The sequence below is a fragment of the Rathayibacter sp. AY1D9 genome (assembly GCF_002932395.1).
Taxonomy (GTDB): Bacteria; Actinomycetota; Actinomycetes; order Actinomycetales; family Microbacteriaceae; genus Rathayibacter.
Genome location: NZ_PSVQ01000040.1, coordinates 1 through 24577, shown reverse-complemented (window position 1 = coordinate 24577; position 24577 = coordinate 1). Strand labels below are relative to the sequence as shown.

The following is a 24577-nucleotide window of genomic DNA, read 5'->3' as shown; positions in this document are numbered from 1 at the left end:
AGGCGCGTCCCGGCCGTTCCGGGGCGCGCCTGCGCGTCTGCGCTCGAACGGGGGCCGGGTGCCCCTGCGAGCGGAGTCCGGCCTCAGGCGTCGGCGCCCGCGTCCCTGCCGAGCACCGCGGCGAGCTCGCCCCGCCCGCCGATCCCGAGCTTGCGGTACGCCGCGTACAGGTGCGCGCCGACCGTGCGCGGCGAGAGGAACAGGTTCTGCGCGATCGCGCGGTTCGACAGCCCCGTGCTCGCGAGAGCGCAGATGCGCAGCTCCTGCGGGGTCAGCGTGGCAGCGGCCGGCGACGGCGCGTCCGCGATCCTCCCTCCGGCGGCCCGGAGCGCGTCACGGGCCCGATCGGCCCAGGCGTGGATCGGCAGCTCCTCGAGCATCGCCAGCGAGTCGCGGAGGAGGGGCCTCGCCTCCGCCGCCCGACCGGCCCGGTGCAGCCCGTCGCCCACGAGCAGCAGCGCCCGCGCCCGCACGTACGGGAGCGGCGGCGGAGTCCGGCGGAGCAGCCCGGCCGCGGCGTCCGGCGCTCCGTCGGCGAGCGCCACCGCGACCTGCGCGTAGCGCACCGCCGCCTCGATCATCGGCTGGTGCCAGCGCTCGAAGAGCGATTCCAGCCTCGCGGCGTGCAGGCGCACGACTCCGACGTCCCCGGTCGCGAGAGCCGCGTCGACGAGGTCGGGCGTGGTCAGGATCGCGAAGCCGGGGTTCAGGGAGTCGTCGTCCCTGTCGAGGAGGGGCAGGAGCTCCGGCACGGCGTCGCCCGGTCGCGACTCGAGGACCGCCACCGCCGCTCGCGATCCGCGGAGCGTCGCCCGCATCACGCTCGAGCAGAGGACGGCCGCGCCGATCGCGCTGCCCGCGCTGATCGCCTCGGGATCGGGCGCGACGCCCTCCATCGCGTCGAACCAGGCCAGGCAGGCCCGGGACGCGGTCTCGAAGCCGACGTCCCCCAGGTCGCTCCCGAGGACGAGCGCCTCCTCGGCGAAGGAGCGGGCGCGCGAGATGCGGCCGGCGAGCGACGTGGTCATCGAGGCGGCGAGGAGCGCCTGCGGGAGGATCCGGATGTCGCCGCGCGCGCGCAGCCCGGTGATCGCCGCCTCCAGGAGCTCCCGGGCGACCTCGACCTCGCCCGCCGTGTTCAGCGCGTAGCCGAGCCACCACGCCTCCTCCGGACCGCTCGCTCCGCCGGCCGCCGCGAGCGCCCGGCGGACGACCTCGTCGCCGCGGGCGATCGGCTCGGTGACCGCCGCGAGCAGGACGGCGCGCGGGTCGGAGTCGTCGAGGGCGAGCGCGCGCACCGCCTGGATCATCGGCTCCCCCGGCGACGCCTGGCGGTTGTGGTCCCAGGCGATGGCGGCGAGGTGCAGGAGCGCGGCGGTCGCGGCGTCGACGGCTCCGTGGCTCTGCAGCGCCGTCACTGCGGCGAGCGCGGGCGAGAGGTCTCCCCGCGAGAGGGCCGTGCGCCCGGTCGGCAGCGTCTCGCGCGTCCAGGCGGCACGGGCGGTGAGCACCGGATCGACTGTCTCGCCCGCCGCGCGGTGCACGAGCAGCGCCGCCTCCGCGGTCCGGCCGGCGAGTCCGGAGTACTCGGCCGCGTCGATCAGGCGCGAGACGCGCAGCGGACCCGCGGGGGTCAGCTCCGCCGCCCGCTCCATCGCCTGAGCCGCCAGGACGACGTCGCCCGTCGCCAGGCCGGACGCCGCGAGACCGGCGAGCTCCTCGCCGACCGGCCCGTCAGAGCCGGTCGCGAGCTCCGACCGCCACCACAGCGTCCGGCTCGGGTCGTCGCGGTGCTCCTGGACGAGCGTGCGGAGCACGGCCGCACGCTCGGAGGGGCGGCTCACGCTCGTCACCGCGGACTGCACGAGAGGGTGCCGGAAGCGGAGTCCGCTCCCGGGCGTCCAGCTGAGCAGCGACGCGGCGACGGCCCTGTCGATCCAGGAGGGGTCGGGGTGGCGGCCGATCGCCAGGTTCGCCAGCCGGCTCGCCTCCTCCGCCGTCGCGACGTCGCCCAGCGCCACGGCCAGCACGGCGAGCCGCGAGGGCTGGTCGAGCTCCGCGAAGCGCTCGGCGAAGGCCGATTCGAGGCGTCCGGTCACCGCGCGGTCCTCCGCCTCGTCGGCGGACGGGTCGCGTCCGGTCAGCTCCACCAGGGCGAGCGGATTCCCGCGGGCGAGGTCGAGCAGAGCGCGCCGGGCGGCGCCGCGAGGAGGATGCGGGAGCGTGTCGAGGAGAGCGGCCGAGTCGGCGGGCGACAGCGGCCCGAGGTGCAGGTGCTCGAGGCCGGAGTCCTCCTCGGGCCGGTCCCGCGTCGTCATCACGACGACGACGCGGTCCTCGCCGATGCGCCGGGCGAGCATCCGCAGCGCCCACGCCGACTCCGGGTCGATCCGGTGCAGGTCCTCGACGACGACCAGCAGGGGCCGATCGGCGGCGGCGTCGCTCAGGAGGGTCAGGGCCGAGAGGCCGGCCAGGAGCGGCGTCGGCTGCACTCCCTCCGCCAGGTGGAAGGCGACGCGGAGCGCGTCCCGCTGCGGCAGGGGCAGGCCGTCGAGGCCCGGGCGGAGTGGGTGCAGGAGGAGCTGCAGCGCCGCGTACTGGTCGCTCGACTCCGCTGCGGAGCCCGCGGTCCGCAGCACCCGCACGTCGCGTGCGCGGGCGTAGGCGACGACCTCCTCGACCAGGGTGGTCTTGCCGACCCCGGCGTCCCCGTCGATGACGAGCGCCGACCCGTGGGCGGCGATGCCGTCGACCATCAGACGGAGCCGCGCGAGCTCCGATCCCCGACCGACGACGAGCGCGTCCCGCTTCACGCGTCGAGTATCGCACCCTCGCGCAGACACTCCTCGACCCGGTGGCGGGCCCGGATGAAATCGATCGCGGCGGCCGCGGCGCTGCCGGGGGCGCCGAAGAAGGAGGTCAGGAAGTGGTCGCCTCCGTGCACCTCCAGGGTCTGCCAGCGGAAGGCGATGAAGCCGAAGGGGTCGACGCGCACCGGCGACGAGCCCTCGCGGAGCGGATACGCCTCCTGGCTCGCCCAGACGCGGCGGAAGACCCGCGAGCGGCCCCCGAGCGAGGCGACCAGGACCCGCAGACGCGGGTCCGCCGGGTCGGAGTGGAAGCGGAGGGCGGCGGTCATCACGGCGATCGTGCGGTCCCAGTCCTCGTGCCGCTCGGCGTCGGTCTCGAGCGCCGCGGCGTCGACGACGGCCTCGATCATGTTGGTCCCCTGCTCGCAGGCCAGGGGGAGGAACAGGCGGCCGAGCTCGTTCACGGCGACGAGGTCCAGGTAGCGGTCGACCACGTAGGCGGGCGTCGTGGTCCAGGACGAGACCATGCTCGTCAGGCTGCCGACCTGCGCCGGGGTCGGCCCGGCCTGCGCCCAGCCCGGCGAGCGGCGCGGCGCGGCGTGCCCGCCGAGCCGGAAGAGGTAGTCCCGCCCGTCCGCGTCGAGACGGAACGCCCGGGCCAGAGCGTCCAGGACCTGCGCCGAGGGGCGGCGGTCCTTGCCCTGCTCGAGCCGCAGGTAGTAGTCCGGGCTGATCCCCGCGAGCACGGCGACCTCCTGGCGGCGCAGCCCGCTGACGCGGCGCCTGCCGTCGGCGCCCAGGCCGACCTCGTCGGGGCGCAGCCGGTCGCGGTGCCCCCGGAGGTAGGCGCCGAGCCGCGCGGTGTCCGTGTCCACGATCCCGCCCTTCTCTCCCTTCGAGGCTAGGGAGGAGGCGGGCCCGACTCCACGCGACGCCGACCTAGATCCGCGGCGGGAGTACCTAGATCGGCGGGGCGTGCTTCCGGGTGGGGGCGGTGCGCGGCGGGGTGCGGAGGTGCGCGGCGGGGTGCGGAGGAGCGCACCGGCACTCGGCGCACCCCTCCGCGGTCAGGCGACTCCGCGGTCAGCTCAGCTCCGCCGCGGCGTCGGCGATGACCCGCGCGACCTCCTCCGGGTGCGAGCGCATCACCAGGTGCGGCGCGTCGAGCTCGACGACCGAGCGCACGCCCGCCCGCCGGTAGCCGAACCGCTCGACGTCCGGATTGATCGTCCGGTCCGCGGCCGCGACGACGCCCCAGCTCGGCCGGGTCCGCCAGGCGGCGACGGGAGCGGCCTCACCGAAGGCCAGAGCGGCGAGCGGGCGCTGGCCGACCGCGAGCACGGCCGCCTCGGCCGGGTCGATCCCGGCCGCGAACACCTCCGGGAACGCCGACACCGCGACCGACACGTCCGTGCCCGGCTCCGCTCCGTCGATCGGGAACGGGGTGTAGACGAGGTTCGCCGGCAGGTCGGAGTCGGGGAAGGCTCCCTGCAGCTGCCCGAGGCTCTCCCCCTCCTCGAGCGCGTAGGCCGCGAGGTAGACGAGGCCGACCACGTTCTCGGCGGCGCCCGCCACCGTGATCACGGCGCCGCCGTAGGAGTGGCCCGCCAGCAGGACCGGCCCGTCGAGCTGCTCCACGAAGGAGCGGAGGTACTCCGCGTCGCCCAGCAGGCTGCGGTTCGGCACGGCCGGGACGCGCACGGCGTGGCCGGCGTCGAGCAGGATCCGCGTGACCGGGGCGAAGCTCGCGGCGTCGGCGAACGCTCCGTGGACGAGGACGATGGTGGGTGCGGGCATGGGGTGTCCTTCCGGTCGGGCTGCGGTCCGGCAGCCGGCTGCGCAGCCGATCCGGACCCGGGCCGAACCTAGGACGGCGGACGGCGCGCGTCGTGACCCCGCGACTCCCCTGCCGACCGGGCGGCCGCCTGTCGCCCGCCCGAGGACACGCTCCAGCGCTCGTCCCGCCCGCTCACGGCGGGCCCAGCCCGCCACTGCGTCCACGTCCTGGTCCCGGCGGGGTCACCCTTCAACGGCTGGACCGCCCGGGATCGCGGCGCGGTCGGCCGGCGGCCTCTCCGGCCGGATCGCCGGCGACAGCGGCGGATCGGCACGCGGACTCCTGCGGCCCGAGACCCGGGCCGCGGCGCGTCAGCTCGCGAACTCCTCCGGCCAGCCCAGCGCGGCCAGCGACCGGCGCACGCGCTCGATGTCCTCCTCCGAGGGCAGCTCCGAGGTCACTCCGGCGATCGCGGTGCCGACGTCCGCGCGGGAGGCGGGCGCGTCGGCGGCGAGACCGGCGGCCACCTCGGCCACCTCCTCGTCGCTCAGACGGCGGCGGAGGAGCGCCAGCAGCGGCACGAAGTCCTGCTCGGGCAGCCCGGCCGGATAGCCGGCGCGCAGCCAGCGGACGATGCGCGCGACCAGGCCCTCGCGGGTGTCCGGCTCGGCCAGCGACTCCGGGCCCGCCAGCGGCCAGCCCGCGCTCGCGAGCCGCGAGGAGACGCGGGCGACGTCCTCGGGCATCGCCGGTCCGAGCAGCAGCTGCTCGATCCGCTCGCGCACCACGGCCCGTGAGACGACCGTCTCGGCCCGCTCCGACTCCGACAGGAGCCGCGCGACGACCTGCTCGACCTCGTCCGTCGTGAGGCTGCGGCGCAGCAGGCCCAGCAGCGGGAGGTAGTCCTGCTCCGGCACGCCCGACGGGTAGCCCGCGCGCAGCCAGCCGACCACGCGGGCGACGATCCCCTCCCGCGCCGCGATCGGATCGGTCGAGGCCATGCTCAGCCCTTGGGCACGAAGGTCGGGATCACGTGCTCGAAGCTCACCGACTGGCCGAGACCCGTCGCGATGATGACGCTCAGGCCGATCACGACGGAGCCGACGACGAGGGCGAAGCAGAGCACGCCGATCCCGCGCAGCACCGGGGCGGGCAGACCGCTCCGGACCGCGGGGGCGTCCGACCCGCCCGAGGCGGGAGCACCGGCGGCGACGGCGAAGGAGCGGACGCCGACGGCGAAGAGCACGGGCAGGCCCGCTCCGAGGAGCACGGCGACGAGGGCCACCTGGCCGGCGGCGGAGAGGAAGAGGGAGAGCACGGTGCGGATCCTTTCGCTCAGACGCCGGCGGTCTCGGGCGCGGGGCGTGCCGCCGCGTCCTGCCACTCGTCGTTGACGTTGTGCGCGCCGATGCTGTCGCGGCGCGAGCGGATGTAGATGAGGGAGGCGACGGCGACGAGGATCGCGGCCATCAGGAGGCCGCCTGCCGCGCCTCCGACGAGGTGGCCGATCCACCACATCACGGCGCCGACGAGGGCGGCGGCCGGGAGGGTGATGACCCAGGCGATCACCATGCGCAGCGCCACGCGCCAGCGCACCTGCGCTCCGGGGCGGCCGACTCCGGAGCCGAGGATCGAACCGGTCGCGACGTGGGTGGTCGAGAGGGCGAAGCCGAGGTGGCTGGAGGCGAGGATGACCGCGGCGGAGGCGCTCTCGGCGGCCATGCCCTGCGGGGTGTCGATCTCGACGAGGCCCTTGCCGACGGTGCGGATGATCCGCCAGCCGCCGATGTAGGTGCCGAGCGAGATGGCCAGCGCGCAGCTGAGCTTGACCCAGAAGGGGACCGACTCGGTGTCGCTCCAGCCGCCGGCCGCGATCAGCGCGAGCGTGATCACTCCCATGGTCTTCTGCGCGTCGTTGGTGCCGTGCGCGAGCGAGACGAGGGAGGCGCTGCCGATCTGACCGAAGCGGAAGCCGCGGTGGAGGCTCTTCTCGGCGAGGTTGCCGATCACCCGGAAGACGAGCCAGGTGCCGATCGCCGCGACCGCTCCGGCGAGCACGGGCGACATCAGCGCCGGGAGGATCACCTTGCCGACGACGCCGTCGAGCTTCGTGCCGTCGCCGGCCCAGTTGACGCCGTTGAGACCGAGGCCCGCGAGAGCGGAGCCGATCAGGCCGCCGAAGAGGGCGTGCGACGAGCTCGAGGGAAGGCCGAGCAGCCAGGTCAGCAGGTTCCAGACGATGCCGCCGATGAGGCCGGCCAGCACGATCAGCAGCAGAGCGGATCCGCCGTCCTCGAGCAGCGCCGGATCGGGTGCGCCCGAGGAGTCCTGGATCTTCACGACCGCGTTGGTGACGGTCAGCGCCACCTCGATGCTGAGGAACGCACCGACGAGGTTCAGCGACGCCGAGAGGGCGACGGCGGTGCGGGGCTTCAGGGCACCGGTCGCGATGGACGTGGCCATCGCGTTCGCCGTGTCATGGAAGCCGTTGGTGAAGTCGAAGGCGAGGGCAGTGACGACGACGAGCGCGAGCAGGATGAAGGGATCCACGCAGACATGATGCTCCCGCGGCGGGAGGCGTTCCGGCGTGGTCGCGAGGCTTCACCTGCTGTTCACCTCGCGGGGCACGCCCGCCCGAGTACCCTGTGCGGATTTTCAGGCGGGCGGCGCATCGGCGGGTGCGATTCTCCTGAGCCCGCACCGGCATGCGGCGCTCAGACGGGTGCGCTCAGGAGGCCGAGCGCGGCATCGGCGGGGTGAGGTCCGGGGTGTGCGCGGGGTCGGAGTCGGGGGCCGGCTCCGGCTGTGCGGCGGACCCGGCCGCGGCACCGGCGTCCTCGGCGGACTCCTGATCCTCGGCGGGCTCCTGCGAGCCGGGAAGCGGCGGGGTGAGGTCGAGGGCGCCGACCGCCGGCTCGGCGGCGTGCTTCGGCGTGGTCGGGCGGTTCTCGGCCGCGGCCGCCTTCTTCGCCGCCTTCTCCTGGGTCCGCTTGAGCTTCTCGGTCTGCTCGGCCAGCTTGCGGGCCTTCTTGCGCAGCTTCTTGCTGGAGTCGCGGACCGCCTCGTGCGCCGCGCGCACCGACTTCTCGGCCTTCTTCAGCGCCTTCTTCGCGCGCTTCTGCGCCGCCTTGTCGCGTGCGTCCTTGTCCTTGCCGGTCCCGGCCATGTCCGCTCCTCCGCTCGTCGACCGCTCCGGCCGACTCCCCCACGCTACCGAGCGGCACCCGCCCCGCGAACCCGCTGGCGAGCGCGCGCGGGCCGCGCTAGGCGCGCGGGCGGCGGCCGTTCTGCGCCCGTGCCGTCCCGCCTCCCCTTCCCCCTGGTCGCCGCCTCTCCTCCTTTCTCCTCGGCTCTCGCTCTAGCCCTGCGGCGCCGTTCGCGGCTGGGAGTCGCGGGCGAGTGACCCCACGACGGGCGCGGGTTCGGCAGGCTGGGGGCATGGTCTTCCAGCACGATCCCGGCGGCTACCAGGGCCGCGCCGGCCTCCGGCGTCCCGTGCGCGGGCCCAGGCGCGACAAGTGGATGTGGTGGCGCCTGGGCTCCGGAGTCGCGGCGACGGTCGCCGGTGTGATCGCCCTGCTGGTCTTCACCGCCGACCGCTGAGCACGCCCACCGGCGACCCGGCGCACCCCCGCCGCTCCGGATCGAGAGCCGATCGATGCGCTCAACCGCTTGACTCCGGAGGTTTCTCTCAGGTCGGATCCGGCGGAACGCGGGTAGTTTGGAGGGTCGCATCGGCTCAGCCGTGCGATCAGCCCCACTGCCCCACCCGGCGCTCGCCTCCCCCCTCGAGCGTCGGCAGACCTGGAACCTCCTCTGCATGCACCGTTCGTCACGCGCCTCGACTCCCACCCCCGCAGGAGCCGAGACCGGCAGTCCGTCCGCCCTCCCGACCCGTCGCTCGCTCCGTGAGCAGGAGTCCCGCAGCCGCCGCACCTCCCGCGGCCCGTCGCGACCCCGCGTCTCCGCCGTCGCCGCGATGACCCTCGTGGCCGGCATCGCGATCACGTCGACGATGCCCGCGTTCGCCGTGGGCGGCACCGCCGACTCCGAGCTGACCCGCGACACGGCCACCGCCGTCGCCGCGGCCCGCCCGCAGAGCTTCGTGGCGGCCGGAGTCGTGCAGCAGAGCGTCACCCGCGACGCCTTCGCCGCCGAGGCCAAGCCCGAGGTCCTCGTGCCCACCGCGTCCCTCGACGCGATCACCGCCACCTCCGGCGAGTCGACCGCGGCCGCCGCCGGAGCGTCCGGAGCGTGGGTCGTCCCGATCTCCGGTCACATCAGCAGCAGCTACGGCCCCCGCCCCGACGCGCCGGTCGCCGGCGTGAACCTGTTCCACAAGGGCACCGATCTCGCCGGCGCCTGCGGCACTCCCGTCCTCGCGGCCTCCAGCGGCACCGTCGAGGAGGCGTCGTACCAGGGCAGCTACGGCAACTGGATCCTGCTCGACAACGGCGGCGGCATCGAGACCGGCTACGCCCACAACAGCGAGCTGATGGTGTCGGTCGGCGAGACCGTCACCGTCGGCCAGGTCATCGCGCTGCGCGGCTCGACCGGCGCCTCGACCGGCTGCCACCTGCACTTCGAGACGCGGGTCGACGGCGAGGCGGTCGACGCCGTGCCGTTCATGGCCGAGCTCGGCGTCCCGATCGGCTGACGCCCCGGGCGACTCGAGAACGCAGACGTCGCGGTGTCCGCGCTCGACCACCGCGACTTCTGTGTTCTCGTGAGCGCGCAGGCCGGCGTCAGGGTCCGGGGACCGTCCGGGCCCCGGTCGAGACGGCGGCCGACCAGTGCGCGTCGTCCGGCACCGTCGTCACCCTGATCTCGGCGTCCTGCTCGACGGCGATCTGCATGGTGCCCGTGTTGCCGCCTCCGGTGCCGGTGCGGGTCGTGCTCGGGCTGTAGACGCAGGACGATCCGCTCGTCATCAGGCCGACGACCTCGATCGTCACCTCGGCGTTCGCGGTGTCGCAGGCGACCGAGACGGTGATGTGCAGCGGATCGCCGCTGAGGTACACGGTCTGCGGATCGACGGGGCCGACCTGATCGGTCCACCGCACGGCGGCGGTCGCGCCCTCGGGCAGCGTCACGGGCCCGAGCGGAGCCTCGGTGGGCGTCGCGGTCGGAGCGGCGGTCGTCGGAGCAGCGGTGCCGGGAACGGCGGGTGTCGCCTCCTCCGCCTGGTCGGCGCCGCTCGTGCAGCCGCTCAGAGCGAGCGCCGCGAGCAGTGCCGAGGCGCCCAGCACGGTCGCGCGCCGTCCGGCCCGGAGCCCCGTCGCCCGGCGCGGAGCGGTCGTTCTCGTGGTGTCCATGGTGGTTCCCCCTGTCCACTGGCGTCCCTCCGGTCTACCCGAGCCCGCGCGGCCGCGGACCGCACTCTGCGGCGGTTGCCAGGGTCGGGAGCCGTGCTGCGGATCGATGGGGAGCTCCTCCGTACCGGCGCGGCGGCCCGTCGATCCGCTCGGGTGCCGCGGATGATCGGCACCGGGCGGATCCGACGCCCGCCGCACCCGGCGCACCCCGCCGAGCCGCCCCTCTGCACCCGGAAGGCACCGCCATGATCGCGTCGAACACCTACCCCTTCGCCGGACGCACCGTCCTGGTCACCGGAGCCGGCTCCGGCATCGGCCGCTCCATCGCACGCGCCTTCCTCGAGCAGGGCGCGAGCGTCGCGGTCGGCGGGCGCACCCCCGCCACGCTCGAGGAGACCGTCGCCGGCTTCCCGGCCGAGCGCGTCCTGGTCGTGCCCACCGACGTCTCGGTCCGAGCCGAGGTCGACGCGCTCGTCGAGGGCACCGTCGCGAGGTTCGGCGGGATCGACGTCCTCGTGAACAACGCGGCCGGCCACCTCGGCGGCCCGATCGAGGAGGTCGAGGAAGACGCCTGGCGCTCGCTCTTCGCCACGAACGTCGACGCCCTCTTCTACGCGGTGAAGGCGGCGCTCCCGCACCTCAAGGCGAGCCGCGGCAACATCGTCGTCGTCTCCTCCGTGTCGGGCATCCGCGGCGACTGGGGCCAGGCCGCCTACAACGCGACCAAGGGCGCGATCACGACCTTCGTGCAGTCGCTGGCCCTCGACTTCGGCGCGCACGGTGTGCGGGTCAACGCCGTCGCGCCCGCCTTCACGCAGACGCCGCTGACCGAGTCGATGGCCTCGACCCCCGAGGAGCTCGCGCCCTTCATCGACCGCATCGCCCTCGGACGCCCCGGGCAGCCGGACGACATCGCCCCGCCGGTGCTGTTCCTCGCCAGCGCGGACGCGGCGTACATCACCGGCGCGATCCTGGCCGTGGACGGCGGGACGAGCGCCTCGACGGGGCAGCCGCACCTGTAGGCGGGCATGCGGCGGATCGGCGGCGACTCGGCGACTCGCCTGCTCGGCCGGGGCGGCTCGGTCGCCCGGAAGCGGCGGCCAGGCGAATCGGGGTCGGGGGGGGCGGCGGCTCTGCCCAGAACCCGAGTGCTCGCGTCGGATCCTGCGGCCCCGCTCGTGAGGGTCCACCGGGCTCGACCGCGGGCGCCCGCAGCCCGGATCACTCCATCCCTGACCGCGCACTCAGACTCAACCGACACCTGTGGCGTATCGTGGAGTCAATTGCATGCAGACGCATGGATACGGACTCGCCGACCGCACGGCCTCCGAGTCCATCCCTCTTCGAGCAGGAGTCGTCATGACCACCACCAGCACCCGATTCACCGACCGCGTCGTCCTCATCACCGGAGGCGGATCCGGCCTGGGCCGCGCCGCAGCCGTCCGCCTCGCCCAGGAGGGCGCGAAGCTCGCCCTCGTCGACATCTCCGAGCAGGGCCTCGCCGCCACGGTCGACGTCCTGCCCGAGGGCACCGAGTCGATCACCGTCCTCGCCGACGTGTCGAAGGAGGCGGACGTCGACGCCTACGTCGCGCGCACCCTCGAGGCGTTCGGCCGCATCGACGGCTTCTTCAACAACGCCGGCATCGAGGGCCGCCAGAACCTCACCGAGGACTTCACGGCCGACGAGTTCGACAAGGTCGTCGCGATCAACCTCCGGGGCGTGTTCCTCGGCCTCGAGAAGGTGCTGAAGGTGATGCGCGAGCAGGGCTCGGGCATGGTCGTCAACACCGCGAGCGTCGGCGGCATCACCGCGATCGGCAATCAGTCCGGCTACGCGGCCGCCAAGCACGGCGTCGTCGGCCTCACCCGCAACTCCGCGATCGAGTACGGCGAGTTCGGCATCCGCATCAACGCGATCGCGCCCGGGGCCATCTGGACCCCGATGGTCGAGAACTCGATGAAGCAGCTCGACCCGCAGAACCCGCGCAAGGCGGCCGAGGAGTTCATCCAGGTCAACCCGACCAAGCGCTACGGCGAGGCCGACGAGATCGCCTCGGTCGTCGCGTTCCTCCTCTCCGACGACGCCTCCTACGTGAACGCGACCGTCCTCCCGATCGACGGCGGTCAGTCCATCAAGTACTGAGGTCCCGCGGAGGGAGCGGAGGGAGCGCCTGCTGCGGCGGGCGAGCCCTCCGCTCTCCCGCTGACGCCGTGTCGTTCGTGGGACGGACTCGGCCGCTCCTCCACAGGTGCTCCCTCCGACGTGCGTCCCCACCGGGCCTCCGTCGCGCAGCACCCGGCACCGCGGCGGGAGCAGAATGGGGGTCGGTCCCGCCAGCGGCCGGACCTCGACCGCTACGGAGACATGCATGAACCCCACCGGGAGCTTCCGCGCCGCCCGCGACACCCTCCTGCAGCACCGCACCGATGCGGTCGCCGCGAACGAGGCCTTCCAGTGGCCGGACGTCGGGCCCCGCTTCAACTGGGCGGTGGACTGGTTCGACGCGATCGCCATCGGCAACGAGCGCCCCGCCCTCTGGATCGTGGAGGAGGACGGCTCCGAGGAGAAGTACTCCTTCGACCGGATGCGCTGGCGCTCCGACGAGGTCGCCGCCTGGCTCCACTCGGTCGGCGTCGAGCAGGGCGATCACGTGATGCTCATGCTCGGCAACCGCCTCGAGCTGTGGGAGTCGATGCTCGCGATCATGAAGCTCGGCGCGGTCATCCTCCCCACGACGACCCTGCTCTCACCCGCCGACCTGGCCGACCGCCTCGAGCGCGGCGAGGTCGCGCACGTCATCGCGGACGCCTCCGAGACCGCCAAGTTCGACGAGATGGAGGGCGGCTTCGGCCGCATCGCGGTCGGCGGCGCCGTCGAGGGCTGGCTCGACTACGCCGACTCGCTCGAGCCCTTCGGCATCAGCCCGACCGTGGTCGTCCAGAGCTCCGATCCGTGCCTGATCTACTTCACCTCCGGCACCACCTCGAAGCCCAAGATGGTCGTGCACACGCACGAGTCGTACCCCGTGGGGCACCTCAGCACGATGTACTGGCTCGGCGTGCAGCCGGGCGATGTGCACATGGCGATCAGCTCGCCGGGCTGGGGCAAGCACGCGTGGAGCTGCTTCTTCGCGCCGTGGAACGCCGAGGCGACCGTGTTCGTCTACAACTACAGCCGCTTCTCCCCCACCGCACTGCACGAGCAGCTCGACCGGGCCGAGGTCACCACGTTCTGCGCGCCGCCGACCGTGTGGCGGATGCTGATCCAGTCGGCGCTGGGAGCGAAGCCGCGCGCGCTGACCGAGATCCTCTCGGCGGGCGAGCCGCTCAACCCCGAGGTCATCGCGACCGTCGAGCGGGAGTGGGGACTCACGATCCGCGACGGCTACGGCCAGACCGAGACCACCGCGATCATCGCGAACCCGCCCGGCGCCCCCGTGGTCCCCGGGGCGATGGGCCGCGCGCTGCCCGGCGTCGCCATCGCCCTCGTCGATCCGCTGACCGGCGAGCCCGCCTCCACCGGCGAGATCTGCCTCGACCTCTCCGTCGAGCCCGTCAACCTGATGTCCGGCTACCTCGGCGATGAGGACCGCACCGAGCGCGCCCGCGCCGACGGCTACTTCCACACCGGCGACGTGGCGGTCCGCGCGGTCGACGGCACGATCACCTTCGTGGGCCGCACCGACGACATCTTCAAGTCCTCCGACTTCAAGATCTCGCCGTTCGAGGTCGAGAGCGTGCTGCTGCAGCACCCCGCCGTCGCCGAGTCCGCGGTGGTGCCGGCTCCGGACGAGGTGCGCCACAGCGTGGTGAAGGCGTACGTCACTCTCGCCGAGGGCTGGGAGCCGACCGCCGAGACGGCGAGCGCGATCTTCGCCCACACCCGCGAGCTGCTCTCCTCCTTCGAGCGGGTGCGGCGCCTCGAGTTCCACCCCCTGCCCAAGACGATCTCGGGCAAGATCCGCCGCGTCGAGCTGCGCGAGCGCGAGGAGGAGGCGTTCCGCCGCGGCGAGGAGATCCCCACGGAGTGGCGCGCCGACCGCCTCTAGGCGCGGGGGCCCTCGTCCGCCGGGACACCGCCGAGACCGCCGCGGCACCGCTGAGACGGCGGCGTCCCGGCGGGGCGGTGGTGTCTCGAGGGGATGCGGTGGGCCGGGACGTCGGCCGCCGGTGACCAGCGGGAGCGGGTGCCGTCAGCACGGAACCAGCGCGGCGTCGGCGGCGTCCGGATCACAGGCCGGCGATCAGCTCGGCGTCAGCGCGGGCGGACGGCGATCAGCTCGGCGTCAGCGTGGGCGGACGGCGATCAGCTCGGCGTCAGCGCGGGAGTACAGCGATCAGCTCGCCGTGGTCGCGGACGCCGGGGGCGCTGCGGCGGAGCGAGTGGGTCACCTCGAGGCAGGCCTGCTCGGCGAGGGCGCGCATCTCGGCGAGCGGATGGAACCACGCCGGTGCGACGGCGTGCGCGAACGCCTCCGTGCGCGGCCCTTCGAAGAAGCCGATCAGCAGGCTTCCGCCCGGTCGGAGGTGCGCGGCGAGCGCCGCGACCGCGCCGGGCAGCTCGGCCGGCGGCAGGTGGATGAGCGAGTACCACGAGAGAACACCCCCGAGGCCGTCGACGTCGAGCTCGGGCGCCGAGCCGAGCCGGAACGGGACGTCCGGGAACCGCGCCCGCGCCAGAGCGACGAACTCCGGCACCGGGTCGACGCCGATAGCGGCGGCTCCGCGGCGCTGGAGGAACTCCGTCCAGTGCCCGGGCCCGCAGCCCACATCGGCGACCGTGCCCTCCAGCCCGTCGGCCCACGACCCGATCAGCTCGCGGTCGGCCGCGGGCCCCGCGTCGACCGATCCGAGCAGCGCCGCGTACTCCTCCGCCCGCGCGCCGTACGCGTCCCACACCTCGTCCATCCGGTGAGCGTAGGCCGACTCGAAACGGCGCGCGGCGGGCACTCGGAGGCGCGTGGCACGTTCCGCGGTGCCGTTGGCACAGCTCGGCGGCACGGTCCACTGGCGCGTTCTGACGTTCTGGCGCGCCTGCCTCGTGAGCGTTCGCGCCCGGCCTCCCGAGGCGCTCCGCGAGGACGGATCATCGAGGTGCCGCGCCCCGTCCCCGCCCCGAAGGAGACCCGATGACCCCTGCCGACGCCGCCCCCGCCCTGCCCGCCGCCGCCCTCGTCTTCCCCCTGCTCGTCGGCGTCGCGCTGCTCGCCTCGGGCGCGACCGCCCTGCTCCGCGCCGCTGGTCCTCATGGCGTCCGGAGGCGCCTCGAGGAGTCCCGCGCCCGCGCCGCGGCCCTCGGCGGAGGCCCGGGCGCGCGCGGATGCAGCGCTCCCGGCGTCCTCCCGGCCTGCGTGCGGGTCGTCGTCGGCGCCCTCCTCCTGCTGGCCGCCGGCCCGGCCTACACCGCGGCCGCCCTCGTCGCCGCAGCCCTCTGCGCACTCGCCCTCGCGCACGCCGTCCGCCGCTTCGCCCAGGACTCGGAGGGCGACCCGCCCGCCCCGGCCGCGGTCGCCGCCACGGCCGCGCTGCTCGCCTTCGCCACCGTCGCCGCGGCCCAGGGGATCCTCGGATTCACGGGCGTCCCGGCGCGCCTCCGGGAGTTCGACCAGCAGGACCTGAGCTGGGCGGCCGCCCTCGTCGGAGTGGTCGCCGCGTGCGGCCTCCTGCAGCTGGCGGGACGCGCAGCGGAACCGGTGGCCGCACCGGCGGCGGGCGTCAGGCGGCGCGGCTGATGCTCGGAGCTCCGACGCTCGATGCGCCTCCGCACCTCGTCCTCGACGGCAGCGCGGTGCGGCTCGCGCCCGCGTGCGGCTCCGTCGCCGTGATCACCTTCTGGATGCAGTTCCACAACTCCGGCACCTCCGCCCTGCACGACCTCGCCCTGTTCTGCGGCTCCTTCACCGACGGCTCGGGCGCCGAGCTCGACTACGACGAGGCCCCGGTCACCGTCGTCGGCCGGCCCGAGCGGGTCGCCCCGGGAGCGGGGTTCGTGGCCGTCGCGCACTACACGATCGCGCCGCTGCGGGCGCCCCGGACGCTCCGCCACTCCATCGTGCTGCGGGGCCGCACGAGCGACGACCGGCCCTTCACCGACGTCGCCGCGCTCGAGGTCCACGTCGATCCGAGGCGCACTCCCGAGGTCAGGTTCCGTCCCCCGATGGCGGGATCCGACACCTTGCGGTGGAGGTGAGCGACGATGCGATCGCATGAAGACTTCTCACCACCGGGCCGGATCGGCCAGGGTAGAGGGATCGCGTCGTACGGAGGACGCGCCAGAGGAAAGGACTCCGCCGTGAGGGGAATCGCAGAAGGCAGCCGACCGATCGTCGATCGCGGGGTGTCCCGCCGGGACACCGCGGCGGCCGCGTGGCTGGCCCAGAGCGGCGTCGACGTCCGCGCGAACGGCGCGTTCCGCATCGTGGCCGACACCCTCTGCAGCGACGGCGTCGACGTGCTCCGGATCTGGCACTCGCCGGCCCGCCTGCACCGCACTTCCGCCATCGGCCCGGGCGTCCGCCTGATCATCCCGCTCGAGGGCGCGATCGTGATCCAGCCGGACGATCCGGCGGCGCTCGAGGTCCGCGTCGCGCCGGGTGCCATCGCCTTCCTCCACTGCGACTCCCCGTTCACGATCGTGACCGACACCCCGAGCGCCCGCACCGAGATCGCCCTCGACCGCCCGCTGCTGGGCCTGGTCGACTCGGCCGACCGTGGCGCCGTCGTCACCGAGGCCGACGCGGCCAGCCGCGGCATCCTGCTCTCGACCGTCAACGCGACCTTCGGCTCCACCCTCGACGCCGACTCCCCCGCCTTCCCTCTGGTGCGGGCCGCCGTCGAGCAGCTGGCGGGCGCTGTGCTGGCGACCTCGCTGCCGCGCGAGAGCAGCGAGGACGTCTACACGCGCGCCCTCGCCCTGATCGCCGCGATGTCCACCGACCCCCGCCTCTCGGTCCAGGAGATCTGCGAGCGCCTCGGCGTCCCGAAGCGGACGCTGCAGCGCACCTTCGCGCGGAACGGCACCACCGTGTTCGACGAGATCCGCCGCGCACGCCTCACGACCGCGCGCGCCCTCCTCGGCGGGAGTGACTCCCCGCCCTCGCCCGAGCACGTGCTGAGCAGCTACGTCCGCTCGCAGCGCCTGCGCCGCGACCTGCTCCACCTCGAGACGGTGCCCGCCTCGAAGCTGGGCTGACGCCGGGGGCGAAGCTCTCCGGGTCGACAGCCTTGTCGGCGGCCGGCGACAAATGCGCGGGCGCACGCCTCCGGTCCGGAAGCTCCGGCTCGGAGGCACCGCCTCCGCAGCCGCCCCGCGGTCAACCCGGGTACGGCACCGACGCCGCCGGCCACCCCGAGGCCGCGAGCTCCGCGCGCAGACGATGGTGGTGCTGCACCGCGCCGAGGGAGTCGGTGCGGAAGGCGATGGCGAGGGCCGCGTCGGCCCAGTAGGCGTCCCAGCCGGAGTAGCGCTCGAAGACGCGGTCGCCGACCGCGGCCAGCAGCTCCCAGGCGCGCGCCGCCGGGAGGTAGCCGGCGACGTAGGCGTAGCGGATCGCGCCGATCGTGCGCTCGGCGTCGCCCGCGAGCAGGAGCAGCGGCGGACGCCCGTCGACCGCCTGGGCGAGCTCGAGGAGGTGGAACTCGCTGCCGCCCGTGAGCGCGGCGACCCGGGAGCGCATCCGCTCGGCGTCGGCGGAGGCCGAGACCTCGGCGAAGCGGGTCGAGAGCGGCCCGCGGGTGAGCACGTCGGCGACCAGCAGCTCCACGTCGTCGGCCGAGGCGATGCGGAAGTCGCGGTCGAGCGCGACCCGGTGCTCGACGAGCGGATGCAGCGGCAGCTGCTGCCACGGCGCTCCCTTCGCTCCGTCGGCGTAGCGGCGCCGCAGCTCCTCCGGGAGCTCGGCCCAGGAGGGCTGGAACGCGAGGGAGGAGTTCCAGCCGGCGAACGAGAAGTCGCTGACCGCGTCGAGCGCGAGCAGCTGCTGCTGGCGGAGGGACGGGGTCGGCGAGCCGGCCGCGCCGAGGTACGCGAGCTGCTCGCGGCGCGGCGCGCGCGCATCCCACTGCTGGAAGCCGACCGTGGCGGCGAGCAGCCCGAAGGCCAGAGCGAACGCGAACGCCGTGATCGCGACGACGCTCTCGCCGCCGCCGAGCGCGAGCCCCCACGCGAAGCCGACCAGGCCCACCGGAGCCGCGAAGGCGGTCACCAGGAGCGCGCGGCGTCCGGCACCCTGACCGCGCCGGTGCGCATCGGCCGCCCGCGCGTAGCGCAGCCGGGGTCGGACGGGGAACTCGACGTCTCCGGGATGGTTCTGCAGCGGCACGGTCGCAGCCTAGGGGCGCGGGTCGCGCCGATGTGTGCTTGCCTGGTCGCATGACTCTCGCCGAAGCACTCCTCGAGCGGGCCGACCTGCAGAAGCGGATCGAGGCCCTCCAGTCGCGGATCGTCGCGAACGCCTCCTACCAGGAGGGGGAGGAGCCGACCGAGGACCCGGCCGAGCTGCTCGCCGACTGCACGCGCGCACTGGGCGAGCTCGAGCGGCTGGTCACGGCGATCAACCTCACCAACGCGACGGCGACCACTCCCACCGGCGAGGTGCTGACCGCGGCGCTCGCCCGGCGCGAGGCCCTGCGCGCCCGGCACAGCCTCCTGACCCGCGCGGCCGACGCGGCCGCCGGCGAGCGCGGCTACCGCCAGCTCCGGAGCGAGCTGCGCCGCCTGCCCGCGCTGCCGGTGCGGGAGCTGCGCGAGCAGGCGGACGCCGTGGCGCGCGAGCTGCGCGGGCTCGACGCCGACGTCCAGAGGACGAACTGGGGGGTCGAGCTGCAGAGCTGACACGAGACGCGGTGAGTCGGTAGGCGCACCGGAGCGAGCACGCACCGTCGGGCCGGCGGTTCATCCGGCCCTCTGTCACGCGGTGGGCAGCGTCCCGGCTCCGGCCGTCACTCACAGCCCAGCACCGAGGACCGGTGACCGCGCAGACAGGACACCTCATCACCATGTGCTGGCCGGTGCGCCGAGGGCGGGTTCGGGGACCTCACCGCGTCTCGGGCGTGCGCGGACGCACGTAGGGTCGGGGCGGGATCTGCTCGAACGCGCACGTGGACGCACGCCGCGCTCGGGGCAGCGGCTCCTCGAACGGGCACGTGGACGCCTGCCGGGTCCGGGCCGGTGTCCGGCCGGTCGCGCCCGCCCTCCCCGCCGCTCAGTACTCGATGCGCCCGCGCCGGTCGTGGAACTCGCCCGTCGGCCCGTCGGAGCCGAGCAGGGCGAGCGCGACGGTCGCGTCCGTGCCCTCGGTGACGGTCTGGTGCCCGCCGTGTCCGTTGAAGTCGGTCGCGGTGTAGCCGGGGTCGCTCGCGTTGATCCGCATCGCCGGCAGGTTCTTCGCGTACTGCACGGTGAGCGCGACGACCGCCGCCTTCGATGCCGCGTAGGGGATCGCGGTGACGGGGAACTCGTCGTGGCCCTCGGTGCTCAGCCAGCGCGGCCAGCCGACTCCGGACGCCACGTTCACGACGACCGGGGCCGCGGAGGCCTGCAGCAGCGGGAGCGCGGCCTGTGTGACGCGGACGATGCCGACGACGTTCGTCTCGAGGACGCCCGCCATCGCCTCCGGGGTGAGGTCGTCGACGCCGAACGAGGTGCCCAGCACTCCGGCGTTGTTGACGAGCACGTCGAGCCCGGGCAGGGAGGCGATCGCGGAGTCGACGCTCGCCTGATCGGTGACGTCGAGGCGGACGGGGTGGGCGCCGAGCGCGCGGGCGGCGTCGCCGTCGGCGGTGTCGCGCATGCCGGCGTAGACGGTGTGGCCCACCTCGAGGAGTCGGCGGGCGGTCTCGAGGCCGAGGGAGCGGTTCGCTCCGGTGATGAGTGTCGTGGTCATGGGCCCATCCTGCGCGGGTCGTCGGGCCTCGACCAGGCCGCGCTCGACGGGGGGACCGGCAGTACCTGGCTCGGCGACGGCGGGCGGAGGAGGATGGGCGGCATGGAGGAGTTCGCCACGGTGCTGCGCTCGTGGCGCGACCGCATCCGTCCCGCCGACGTCGGCCTGCCCGCGGGCTCGAGCCGCCGCGCCACGGGCCTGCGCCGCGAGGAGCTGGCGGCGCTCTCGGGCGTGAGCGTCGACTACCTCGTGCGGCTCGAGCAGGGACGCGCACGGAACCCGTCGCCGTCGATGCTCCGCTCTCTCGCGGTGGCGCTCCGGCTCACGGACAGCGAGCGCGACCACCTCTACCGGGTCGCTGGCGCCGCCGTCCCCTCGCCGGGCGTCGTGCCGCAGCACGTGAGCCCGGGCGTGCAGCGGATCGTCGACCGCCTGGGCGACGTGCCGCTCGCGGTGTTCACGGCGGCCCACGACATCCTGCTGTGGAACCCGCTCTGGGCCGCCCTCAACGGCGACCCCTCGGTGTACACCGGGCTGGAGCGGAACCTCGTCTGGCGGCACTTCACCTCCGGCCACGCCGGCACCGAGTTCGACGCGCAGCACGAGGAGGACTTCGCGAGCGACCTCGCGGCCGACCTGCGCGCGGCGACCGGACGCTACCCGCGCGATCCGGCGCTCGCCGCCCTCGTCGCCCGGCTGCGGGAGGAGTCGCCCGAGTTCGAGCGGCGCTGGGCGGAGGCACGCATCGCCGAGCACCGCGCGAGCCGGAAGACGGTGACGCGGACGCCCGTCGGACCGATCACGATCGACTGCGACGTGCTCACGGCTCCGGGCACCGACCTGCGGATCGTCGTCTACACGGTGGCGCCGGGCAGCGAGGACGAGGCGCGGCTCGACCTGCTGCGGGTGACGGGGCTGCAGGCGCTGAGCACGGCGCCGGCGTGAAGCGGACGGGCGCGGCTGGGGCGCGCACAGCGGAGCGGGGCGCTGGCTGGACCGGGCTGAGCTGAGTCGAGCGGGCTGAGCCGAGCCACCGGGCGGCGCAAGCCGGGCTCGTCCCACGGCGGGCGGGGCAGGCCGGGCTCGTCCCACGGCGGGCGGGACCGGCTCGGCGCGGCCGACGGCGCAACCTGCCGATGCGGGCGAGCGGCGGCGAGTGACGGCCGAGGTGGACGGCGAGACGCGTCCGCGGCGCCGACGTCCGCGTCCCCGGACCGCCCGCCACCCCTGCTCAGGACGAGCAGTACGCGGTGATGAACGCGTAGAGCTCGCCCTTCTGCTCGGGGGTCGCGGCGACGACGACGGTGCCCTGCCGGCCCGCAGTCTCGACGGTGACCGGCAGGCGCGTGCCGACCTTGTCCTCGACGAGCGCGTGGGTGTCGCAGCGGGTGGGGACGGCGTTCAGGACCACGGAGTCGAGGGTCCCGGCGGGCACGGAGCGGTCGAGGGTCCAGGCGTCGGCGGCGTCGGGCGGCTGCAGCAGGATCGTGGCGTCGACGCTGCGGAGCACGAGGGGGGTACCCCGGACGTCGGCGGTGATCGTGAGGCGCGCCGGCTCGTGCGCGGCGCCTCCGGACGTGTCGATCCGCAGGGCGAGGTCGGCGTCGACGCTGCGGGCGAAGCATCCGGACCGGGCGAGAGCGTCGACGAACGAGAACGGGTCGTCGGCGGGGTACGCGTGCTCGCCGTGGCCGTCGATGGCGAGGACGACCTCGAGCGCGGTGGGCGCCTCCGCGGCAGGGCAGGCGGGCTCGGGCACGTCGACCCGGAGGTCTCGCGAGGTCCCGTCGGGGACGCCCGTGCCGCCGGTCCAGGAGAGCGGGGCGGCCAGGCGCGGGTCCGTGAGGCGGGCCGCGGTGACCTCGATCGGGGCGCCGCTGCCGTTGTGGACCTCGAAGGCCATGGTGCCGCCGGCGATGTCGGAGCGGTTCTGCTGGACGGAGACGGTGACCCCGGGAGCCGGGGCGGACGCGGCGGAGGAGCGGGCCGGGTCGGGGGTGGCCTGAGACGGGGTGGCGGTGGTCGCAGCCACGGTGGCCGCCGCGGTGCCGCTCGGGGCGCCCGTCGCGCCTCCCGGCGCGCAGGCCGCGAGGGCGGGCAGGAGGAGCAGCGCGGCGGCGAGGGCGCGGAGGCGTCGCATCGTGCCTCCCTCCGCTCGCCGTCAGTCTGGCGCCCCGGCCCCCTCTCCGCGAGCGGGCGCTCCGCCTCCCCAGCTCGATCGATGCGTCACGAACGGTCGCCACGGCGGCCGGATGACGACCGTTCGTGACGCATCGCCGGAGCGACGGGGGTGAGGACCCGGGGACGCGCACCCATCCGGGTGTGCGTCCGCTCCGAAGAGAGGCGGGGATTTCAGGAGGAGACAGATGGCACGCGGCAGATGGCACGTCGGCACGATCGTCGCGCGAGTGCGCGCATCCGCAGCGATCGGGGCCTCCGGGCTCGACGCGGTGGAGCGGGCGGAGCGCCGGACCGAGGTCCTGCGCATCGCCGGAGGAGTCGACTCCGGCCGTCTCGGCGACGACCAGGCGATCGCGGCGTTCGGCCGGATCGTCGACGGCCTGCAGAGCGACCTGCCCGGCTCGGCGCTCGGCGTCTAGCCCGCGAGGCCGGCGTCCCGGTACCCGCCCGGAGCGGACACCCGCCGGGCCGACATCCCGAGCCTCCGCGGCGCTGAGACCCGCCGGGCGAGCGTGCCGACGGCCCACTGGGCGCGGAGACCCGGCACCCCGAGCACCCGCGCGCCGCGGAGCCCCGCTACCCCAGCGTCCCGAGCGCGATCCGCGGCAGCAGCCGCTGGATCGCGACGGCCGCCGCGCCGCGCGCCCACTCCACGAGCCCGCCGTCGTCGACGAGCAGCGCCAGGGGCGGAGCGTCCGGGTCGCGCGTGGCCGCGATCGCGGCGTCCACCACCGCGGCCTGCTCCGAGTAGAGGGCGACACCCTCCCCGGCCAGGATCACCGTGCCGGACATCGAGAGGTTGCCGATCGCGGCGATCATCGTCCCGAGCGCGCGGGCGGAGTCGGCGAGGATGCGCTCGGCACCGGGGTCGCCCGCGCGAGCGGCGGCGAAGCCCTCGGCCAGGGTCAGCTCGCGGCCGGTGGCGACGAAGAGCTGGCGGAGGAGCGAGGGCAGGCTGAGCATCGCGGTCGAGCAGCCGCGGTGGCCGGCCTCGCAGACGGGGCCGGTGGGATCCAGCGGGTAGTGGCCGCCCAGGCCGAGCCCCGCCTCCGGGGGCGCGACCACCCGGTCGTGCACCACCAGTCCGTAGCCGACGCCCGCGCCGACCGTGAGCACCGCGAAGTGCGGGATGCCGCGGCCGCGCCCGAACCAGTGCTCGGCGCCCGTGAGCGCGACCACGTCGTTCTCGAGGGCGACCGGCAGCCCGAGGGCGGCGGAGAGCGGAGCGGCGAGGTCGACGTCGCGCCAGCCGAGGAACGGCGCGCGGCTCACCCGGCCGTCGGCGGCGATGCTCCCGCCGAGCGTCACGCCCAGTCCGGCGAAGGCGGAGGGGCCGCCGAGCTCGTCGACGACCGAGACGATCGCGGCGATCACGTCGGCGGGCTCCGTGCCCGGCAGCGGGCGGACCAGCTCCCGCTCGGTGCGTGCACGCAGGTCGGTGCGGACGGCGAGGACCTCGGTGCCGGTGATCTTCACGCCCGCGAAGCTCAGCGCGTCGGCGCGGATGTCGAGCGGCCGGGCGGGGCGGCCGACTCCGGTGCTCTGCTCGGGGCCCTCGACGACCAGGCCGCCGTCGAGGAACGGGCGCGCGAGCCGGGTCAGGCTGGCGGGCGAGAGGCCGAGGCGGCGGCCGAGCTCGGCCCGCGAGACGGGACCGTGGATCAGGACCTCGCGCGCCAGGAGCTCGGAGGAGCTCCCGGAGGCGTCCTCGGCGACGATGGTGTCGGTCACGGGGCTCCTTCTTTCCGGCCTGGTAGAAAGCTACCGGTAGCGCGCCGCCCCAGGAACAGATCCGGCCACTCGCGCCGCTCTTGACACCCCTATTACTTCTGCTCTAGAAATAAGCCATGCACCGCAGCATCGCCCCCACGAACGACTCCGTGACCCTCTCCGGCCGGGAATCGCGCCTCTTCCACTTGCAGGACGGGGGCACTAGCGTCGTCGTCGACGCCCGCCTCGTCACCTTCCCCACAATCGTGCACTGGGGCGCCGCGCTCGGAGATCTTTCCGCCGCCGAACTATCCGCCCTGGCAGACGCCGCCCTCCCCCAGCGCGTCTCGGGCGGGCTCGACGCCTTCGCGCCGTTCGGCCTCGTCGCCGTCGAGGCCGACGGCTGGCAGCACGCCCCCACCTTCGAGGGCACCCACGAGCGCGCGGCCGCGTCGGAGCGGTTCGAGGTCGAGAGCATCGAGGCGCTCGGCTCCGCCCTCCGGACCGTCGCCACCGGCGCGGGCGTGCGCCTGACCGTGGACCTCGAGGTCGACGCGGCCGGCCTGCTCACCCAGCGCGCCCGAGTCGAGAACCTCGACGCCCGCCCGTTCCGCCTCGAGCGCTTCGAGCTCGGCTTCCCGCTCCCCGCGACCGCGCGCGAGATCCTCGACACCACCGGGCACCACCTCCGCGAGCGCCACCCGCAGCGCCGCCCGCTGACCATCGGCGAGCACACACGCCGCACCCGCCGCGGCCGCCCCGGCGCCGACGCGACCCTCCTCCTCGCCGCGGGCACGCCCGGCTTCGGCTGGGAGCGCGGGCTCGTGCACGGCGTCCACCTCGGCTGGAGCGGCGACAGCTCGCTCCGCGCCGAGCGCACCGTCGAGGGCGTCTCGCT

The 24577-nt window shown here is 74.9% G+C and carries 25 protein-coding genes; 12 read left to right on the top strand and 13 right to left on the bottom strand.

What is annotated here, in order from left to right:
• Window positions 1–83: 83 nt before the first annotated feature.
• The 7 genes from C5C50_RS14200 to C5C50_RS14170 form a co-directional block, all read right to left on the bottom strand.
• Entirely contained in the window at window positions 84–2813 is a 2730-nt protein-coding gene (locus tag C5C50_RS14200) for an AAA family ATPase (RefSeq protein WP_104273731.1), read from the bottom strand.
• Window positions 2810–3685: a helix-turn-helix domain-containing protein gene (locus tag C5C50_RS14195; protein WP_104224008.1), complete on the bottom strand. Its 876-nt coding sequence runs from the start codon at window positions 3683–3685 to the stop codon at window positions 2810–2812. The genes C5C50_RS14200 and C5C50_RS14195 overlap by 4 nt, the downstream gene beginning before the upstream one ends.
• A gap of 208 nt (window positions 3686–3893) precedes the next feature.
• Window positions 3894–4607, bottom strand: coding sequence for an alpha/beta fold hydrolase (locus tag C5C50_RS14190; protein ID WP_104248158.1), 714 nt, complete (start codon window positions 4605–4607; stop codon window positions 3894–3896).
• Window positions 4608–4958: 351 nt separating this feature from the next.
• Window positions 4959–5588 (bottom strand): DUF3349 domain-containing protein, encoded by a 630-nt coding sequence (locus C5C50_RS14185; RefSeq protein WP_104224010.1) that lies wholly within the window; start codon window positions 5586–5588, stop codon window positions 4959–4961.
• A 2-nt stretch (window positions 5589–5590) separates the two neighbouring features.
• Window positions 5591–5905 carry a hypothetical protein gene (locus tag C5C50_RS14180; protein WP_104227380.1) on the bottom strand — a complete coding sequence of 105 codons (315 nt, stop codon included), beginning with the start codon at window positions 5903–5905 and terminating at the stop codon, window positions 5591–5593.
• A gap of 17 nt (window positions 5906–5922) precedes the next feature.
• On the bottom strand, window positions 5923–7137 hold the full coding sequence (locus C5C50_RS14175; RefSeq protein ID WP_104224012.1) for an inorganic phosphate transporter: 1215 nt from the start codon (window positions 7135–7137) through the stop codon (window positions 5923–5925).
• Between the two features lie 178 nt (window positions 7138–7315).
• Window positions 7316–7753: a hypothetical protein gene (locus tag C5C50_RS14170; protein ID WP_104273730.1), complete on the bottom strand. Its 438-nt coding sequence runs from the start codon at window positions 7751–7753 to the stop codon at window positions 7316–7318.
• A 272-nt stretch (window positions 7754–8025) separates the two neighbouring features.
• On the opposite strand from C5C50_RS14170, the gene C5C50_RS17090 reads away from it, so the two are divergent.
• Together C5C50_RS17090 and C5C50_RS14165 are read left to right on the top strand one after the other, a co-directional pair.
• Entirely contained in the window at window positions 8026–8190 is a 165-nt protein-coding gene (locus C5C50_RS17090) for a hypothetical protein (RefSeq protein WP_159940529.1), read from the top strand.
• A 217-nt stretch (window positions 8191–8407) separates the two neighbouring features.
• Window positions 8408–9244 (top strand): M23 family metallopeptidase, encoded by an 837-nt coding sequence (locus tag C5C50_RS14165; protein WP_104257449.1) that lies wholly within the window; start codon window positions 8408–8410, stop codon window positions 9242–9244.
• An 88-nt stretch (window positions 9245–9332) separates the two neighbouring features.
• Here C5C50_RS14165 and C5C50_RS14160 read toward each other — a convergent pair whose 3' ends face one another.
• Window positions 9333–9902, bottom strand: coding sequence for a hypothetical protein (locus C5C50_RS14160; protein ID WP_104257450.1), 570 nt, complete (start codon window positions 9900–9902; stop codon window positions 9333–9335).
• Window positions 9903–10147: 245 nt separating this feature from the next.
• Here C5C50_RS14160 and C5C50_RS14155 point away from each other — a divergent pair, with 245 nt between their 5' ends.
• The 3 genes from C5C50_RS14155 (at window position 10148) to C5C50_RS14145 (ending at window position 13953) form a co-directional block, all read left to right on the top strand.
• Window positions 10148–10924, top strand: coding sequence for an SDR family NAD(P)-dependent oxidoreductase (locus tag C5C50_RS14155; RefSeq protein ID WP_258067775.1), 777 nt, complete (start codon window positions 10148–10150; stop codon window positions 10922–10924).
• 265 nt (window positions 10925–11189) lie between these two features.
• Window positions 11190–12047: a glucose 1-dehydrogenase gene (locus C5C50_RS14150; protein WP_104273729.1), complete on the top strand. Its 858-nt coding sequence runs from the start codon at window positions 11190–11192 to the stop codon at window positions 12045–12047.
• Between the two features lie 226 nt (window positions 12048–12273).
• The gene (locus C5C50_RS14145) at window positions 12274–13953 is read left to right on the top strand and encodes an AMP-binding protein (protein ID WP_104273728.1); all 1680 of its coding nucleotides are present in this window, start codon (window positions 12274–12276) and stop codon (window positions 13951–13953) included.
• Between the two features lie 268 nt (window positions 13954–14221).
• Here the strand turns inward: C5C50_RS14145 and C5C50_RS14140 are convergent, their stop codons facing one another.
• Window positions 14222–14812 (bottom strand): trans-aconitate 2-methyltransferase, encoded by a 591-nt coding sequence (locus C5C50_RS14140; RefSeq protein ID WP_104273734.1) that lies wholly within the window; start codon window positions 14810–14812, stop codon window positions 14222–14224.
• 221 nt (window positions 14813–15033) lie between these two features.
• Between C5C50_RS14140 and C5C50_RS17085 the strand changes: the two genes are divergently transcribed.
• The 3 genes from C5C50_RS17085 to C5C50_RS14125 all read left to right on the top strand — a co-directional run bounded on the left by C5C50_RS17085 (window position 15034) and on the right by C5C50_RS14125 (window position 17096).
• On the top strand, window positions 15034–15636 hold the full coding sequence (locus C5C50_RS17085; protein ID WP_104273727.1) for a hypothetical protein: 603 nt from the start codon (window positions 15034–15036) through the stop codon (window positions 15634–15636).
• On the top strand, window positions 15636–16094 hold the full coding sequence (locus C5C50_RS14130; protein ID WP_104227480.1) for a hypothetical protein: 459 nt from the start codon (window positions 15636–15638) through the stop codon (window positions 16092–16094). The genes C5C50_RS17085 and C5C50_RS14130 overlap by 1 nt, the downstream gene beginning before the upstream one ends.
• A 147-nt stretch (window positions 16095–16241) precedes the next feature.
• The gene (locus tag C5C50_RS14125; RefSeq protein ID WP_146084671.1) at window positions 16242–17096 is read left to right on the top strand and encodes a helix-turn-helix domain-containing protein; all 855 of its coding nucleotides are present in this window, start codon (window positions 16242–16244) and stop codon (window positions 17094–17096) included.
• A gap of 121 nt (window positions 17097–17217) precedes the next feature.
• On the opposite strand, the gene C5C50_RS14120 is transcribed toward C5C50_RS14125, so the two are convergent.
• Window positions 17218–18225: a DUF1266 domain-containing protein gene (locus tag C5C50_RS14120; RefSeq protein ID WP_104273726.1), complete on the bottom strand. Its 1008-nt coding sequence runs from the start codon at window positions 18223–18225 to the stop codon at window positions 17218–17220.
• A gap of 50 nt (window positions 18226–18275) precedes the next feature.
• On the opposite strand from C5C50_RS14120, the gene C5C50_RS14115 reads away from it, so the two are divergent.
• Complete coding sequence (locus tag C5C50_RS14115) at window positions 18276–18737, top strand: DIP1984 family protein (protein ID WP_104224023.1); 462 nt, start codon at window positions 18276–18278, stop codon at window positions 18735–18737.
• A 370-nt stretch (window positions 18738–19107) separates the two neighbouring features.
• On the opposite strand, the gene C5C50_RS14110 is transcribed toward C5C50_RS14115, so the two are convergent.
• Entirely contained in the window at window positions 19108–19788 is a 681-nt protein-coding gene (locus C5C50_RS14110; RefSeq protein WP_104273725.1) for an SDR family NAD(P)-dependent oxidoreductase, read from the bottom strand.
• 102 nt (window positions 19789–19890) lie between these two features.
• On the opposite strand from C5C50_RS14110, the gene C5C50_RS14105 reads away from it, so the two are divergent.
• Window positions 19891–20733, top strand: a complete 843-nt coding sequence (locus tag C5C50_RS14105) for a helix-turn-helix transcriptional regulator (protein ID WP_104273724.1) — start codon at window positions 19891–19893, stop codon at window positions 20731–20733.
• 286 nt (window positions 20734–21019) lie between these two features.
• Here the strand turns inward: C5C50_RS14105 and C5C50_RS14100 are convergent, their stop codons facing one another.
• On the bottom strand, window positions 21020–21928 hold the full coding sequence (locus tag C5C50_RS14100) for a hypothetical protein (RefSeq protein ID WP_104273723.1): 909 nt from the start codon (window positions 21926–21928) through the stop codon (window positions 21020–21022).
• A 226-nt stretch (window positions 21929–22154) separates the two neighbouring features.
• On the opposite strand from C5C50_RS14100, the gene C5C50_RS14095 reads away from it, so the two are divergent.
• A complete protein-coding gene (locus tag C5C50_RS14095) occupies window positions 22155–22388 on the top strand; it encodes a hypothetical protein (protein ID WP_104269771.1) in 234 nt (77 codons plus the stop codon).
• A gap of 157 nt (window positions 22389–22545) precedes the next feature.
• Here C5C50_RS14095 and C5C50_RS14090 read toward each other — a convergent pair whose 3' ends face one another.
• Entirely contained in the window at window positions 22546–23700 is a 1155-nt protein-coding gene (locus C5C50_RS14090) for an ROK family transcriptional regulator (protein WP_104273722.1), read from the bottom strand.
• A 116-nt stretch (window positions 23701–23816) separates the two neighbouring features.
• Here C5C50_RS14090 and C5C50_RS14085 point away from each other — a divergent pair.
• The coding region (locus tag C5C50_RS14085; protein ID WP_308471837.1) for a glycoside hydrolase family 36 N-terminal domain-containing protein at window positions 23817–24577 on the top strand (761 nt) is incomplete at its 3' end.

Bases quoted from the DNA above. Each gene is read 5' to 3' on its own strand.
- C5C50_RS14145 (WP_104273728.1), top strand. From the start codon at position 12,274: ATGAACCCCACCGGGAGCTTCCGCGCCGCCCGCGACACCCTCCTGCAG.
- C5C50_RS14190 (WP_104248158.1), bottom strand. From the start codon at position 4,607: ATGCCCGCACCCACCATCGTCCTCGTCCACGGAGCGTTCGCCGACGCC.
- C5C50_RS14150 (WP_104273729.1), top strand. From the start codon at position 11,190: ATGCAGACGCATGGATACGGACTCGCCGACCGCACGGCCTCCGAGTCC.
- C5C50_RS14095 (WP_104269771.1), top strand. From the start codon at position 22,155: ATGGCACGCGGCAGATGGCACGTCGGCACGATCGTCGCGCGAGTGCGC.
- C5C50_RS17090 (WP_159940529.1), top strand. From the start codon at position 8,026: ATGGTCTTCCAGCACGATCCCGGCGGCTACCAGGGCCGCGCCGGCCTC.
- C5C50_RS14110 (WP_104273725.1), bottom strand. From the start codon at position 19,788: ATGACCACGACACTCATCACCGGAGCGAACCGCTCCCTCGGCCTCGAG.
- C5C50_RS14130 (WP_104227480.1), top strand. From the start codon at position 15,636: ATGCTCGGAGCTCCGACGCTCGATGCGCCTCCGCACCTCGTCCTCGAC.
- C5C50_RS14165 (WP_104257449.1), top strand. From the start codon at position 8,408: ATGCACCGTTCGTCACGCGCCTCGACTCCCACCCCCGCAGGAGCCGAG.
- C5C50_RS14105 (WP_104273724.1), top strand. From the start codon at position 19,891: ATGGAGGAGTTCGCCACGGTGCTGCGCTCGTGGCGCGACCGCATCCGT.
- C5C50_RS14115 (WP_104224023.1), top strand. From the start codon at position 18,276: ATGACTCTCGCCGAAGCACTCCTCGAGCGGGCCGACCTGCAGAAGCGG.
- C5C50_RS14170 (WP_104273730.1), bottom strand. From the start codon at position 7,753: ATGGCCGGGACCGGCAAGGACAAGGACGCACGCGACAAGGCGGCGCAG.
- C5C50_RS14100 (WP_104273723.1), bottom strand. From the start codon at position 21,928: ATGCGACGCCTCCGCGCCCTCGCCGCCGCGCTGCTCCTCCTGCCCGCC.
- C5C50_RS14185 (WP_104224010.1), bottom strand. From the start codon at position 5,588: ATGGCCTCGACCGATCCGATCGCGGCGCGGGAGGGGATCGTCGCCCGC.
- C5C50_RS14140 (WP_104273734.1), bottom strand. From the start codon at position 14,812: ATGGACGAGGTGTGGGACGCGTACGGCGCGCGGGCGGAGGAGTACGCG.
- C5C50_RS14155 (WP_258067775.1), top strand. From the start codon at position 10,148: ATGATCGCGTCGAACACCTACCCCTTCGCCGGACGCACCGTCCTGGTC.
- C5C50_RS17085 (WP_104273727.1), top strand. From the start codon at position 15,034: ATGACCCCTGCCGACGCCGCCCCCGCCCTGCCCGCCGCCGCCCTCGTC.
- C5C50_RS14160 (WP_104257450.1), bottom strand. From the start codon at position 9,902: ATGGACACCACGAGAACGACCGCTCCGCGCCGGGCGACGGGGCTCCGG.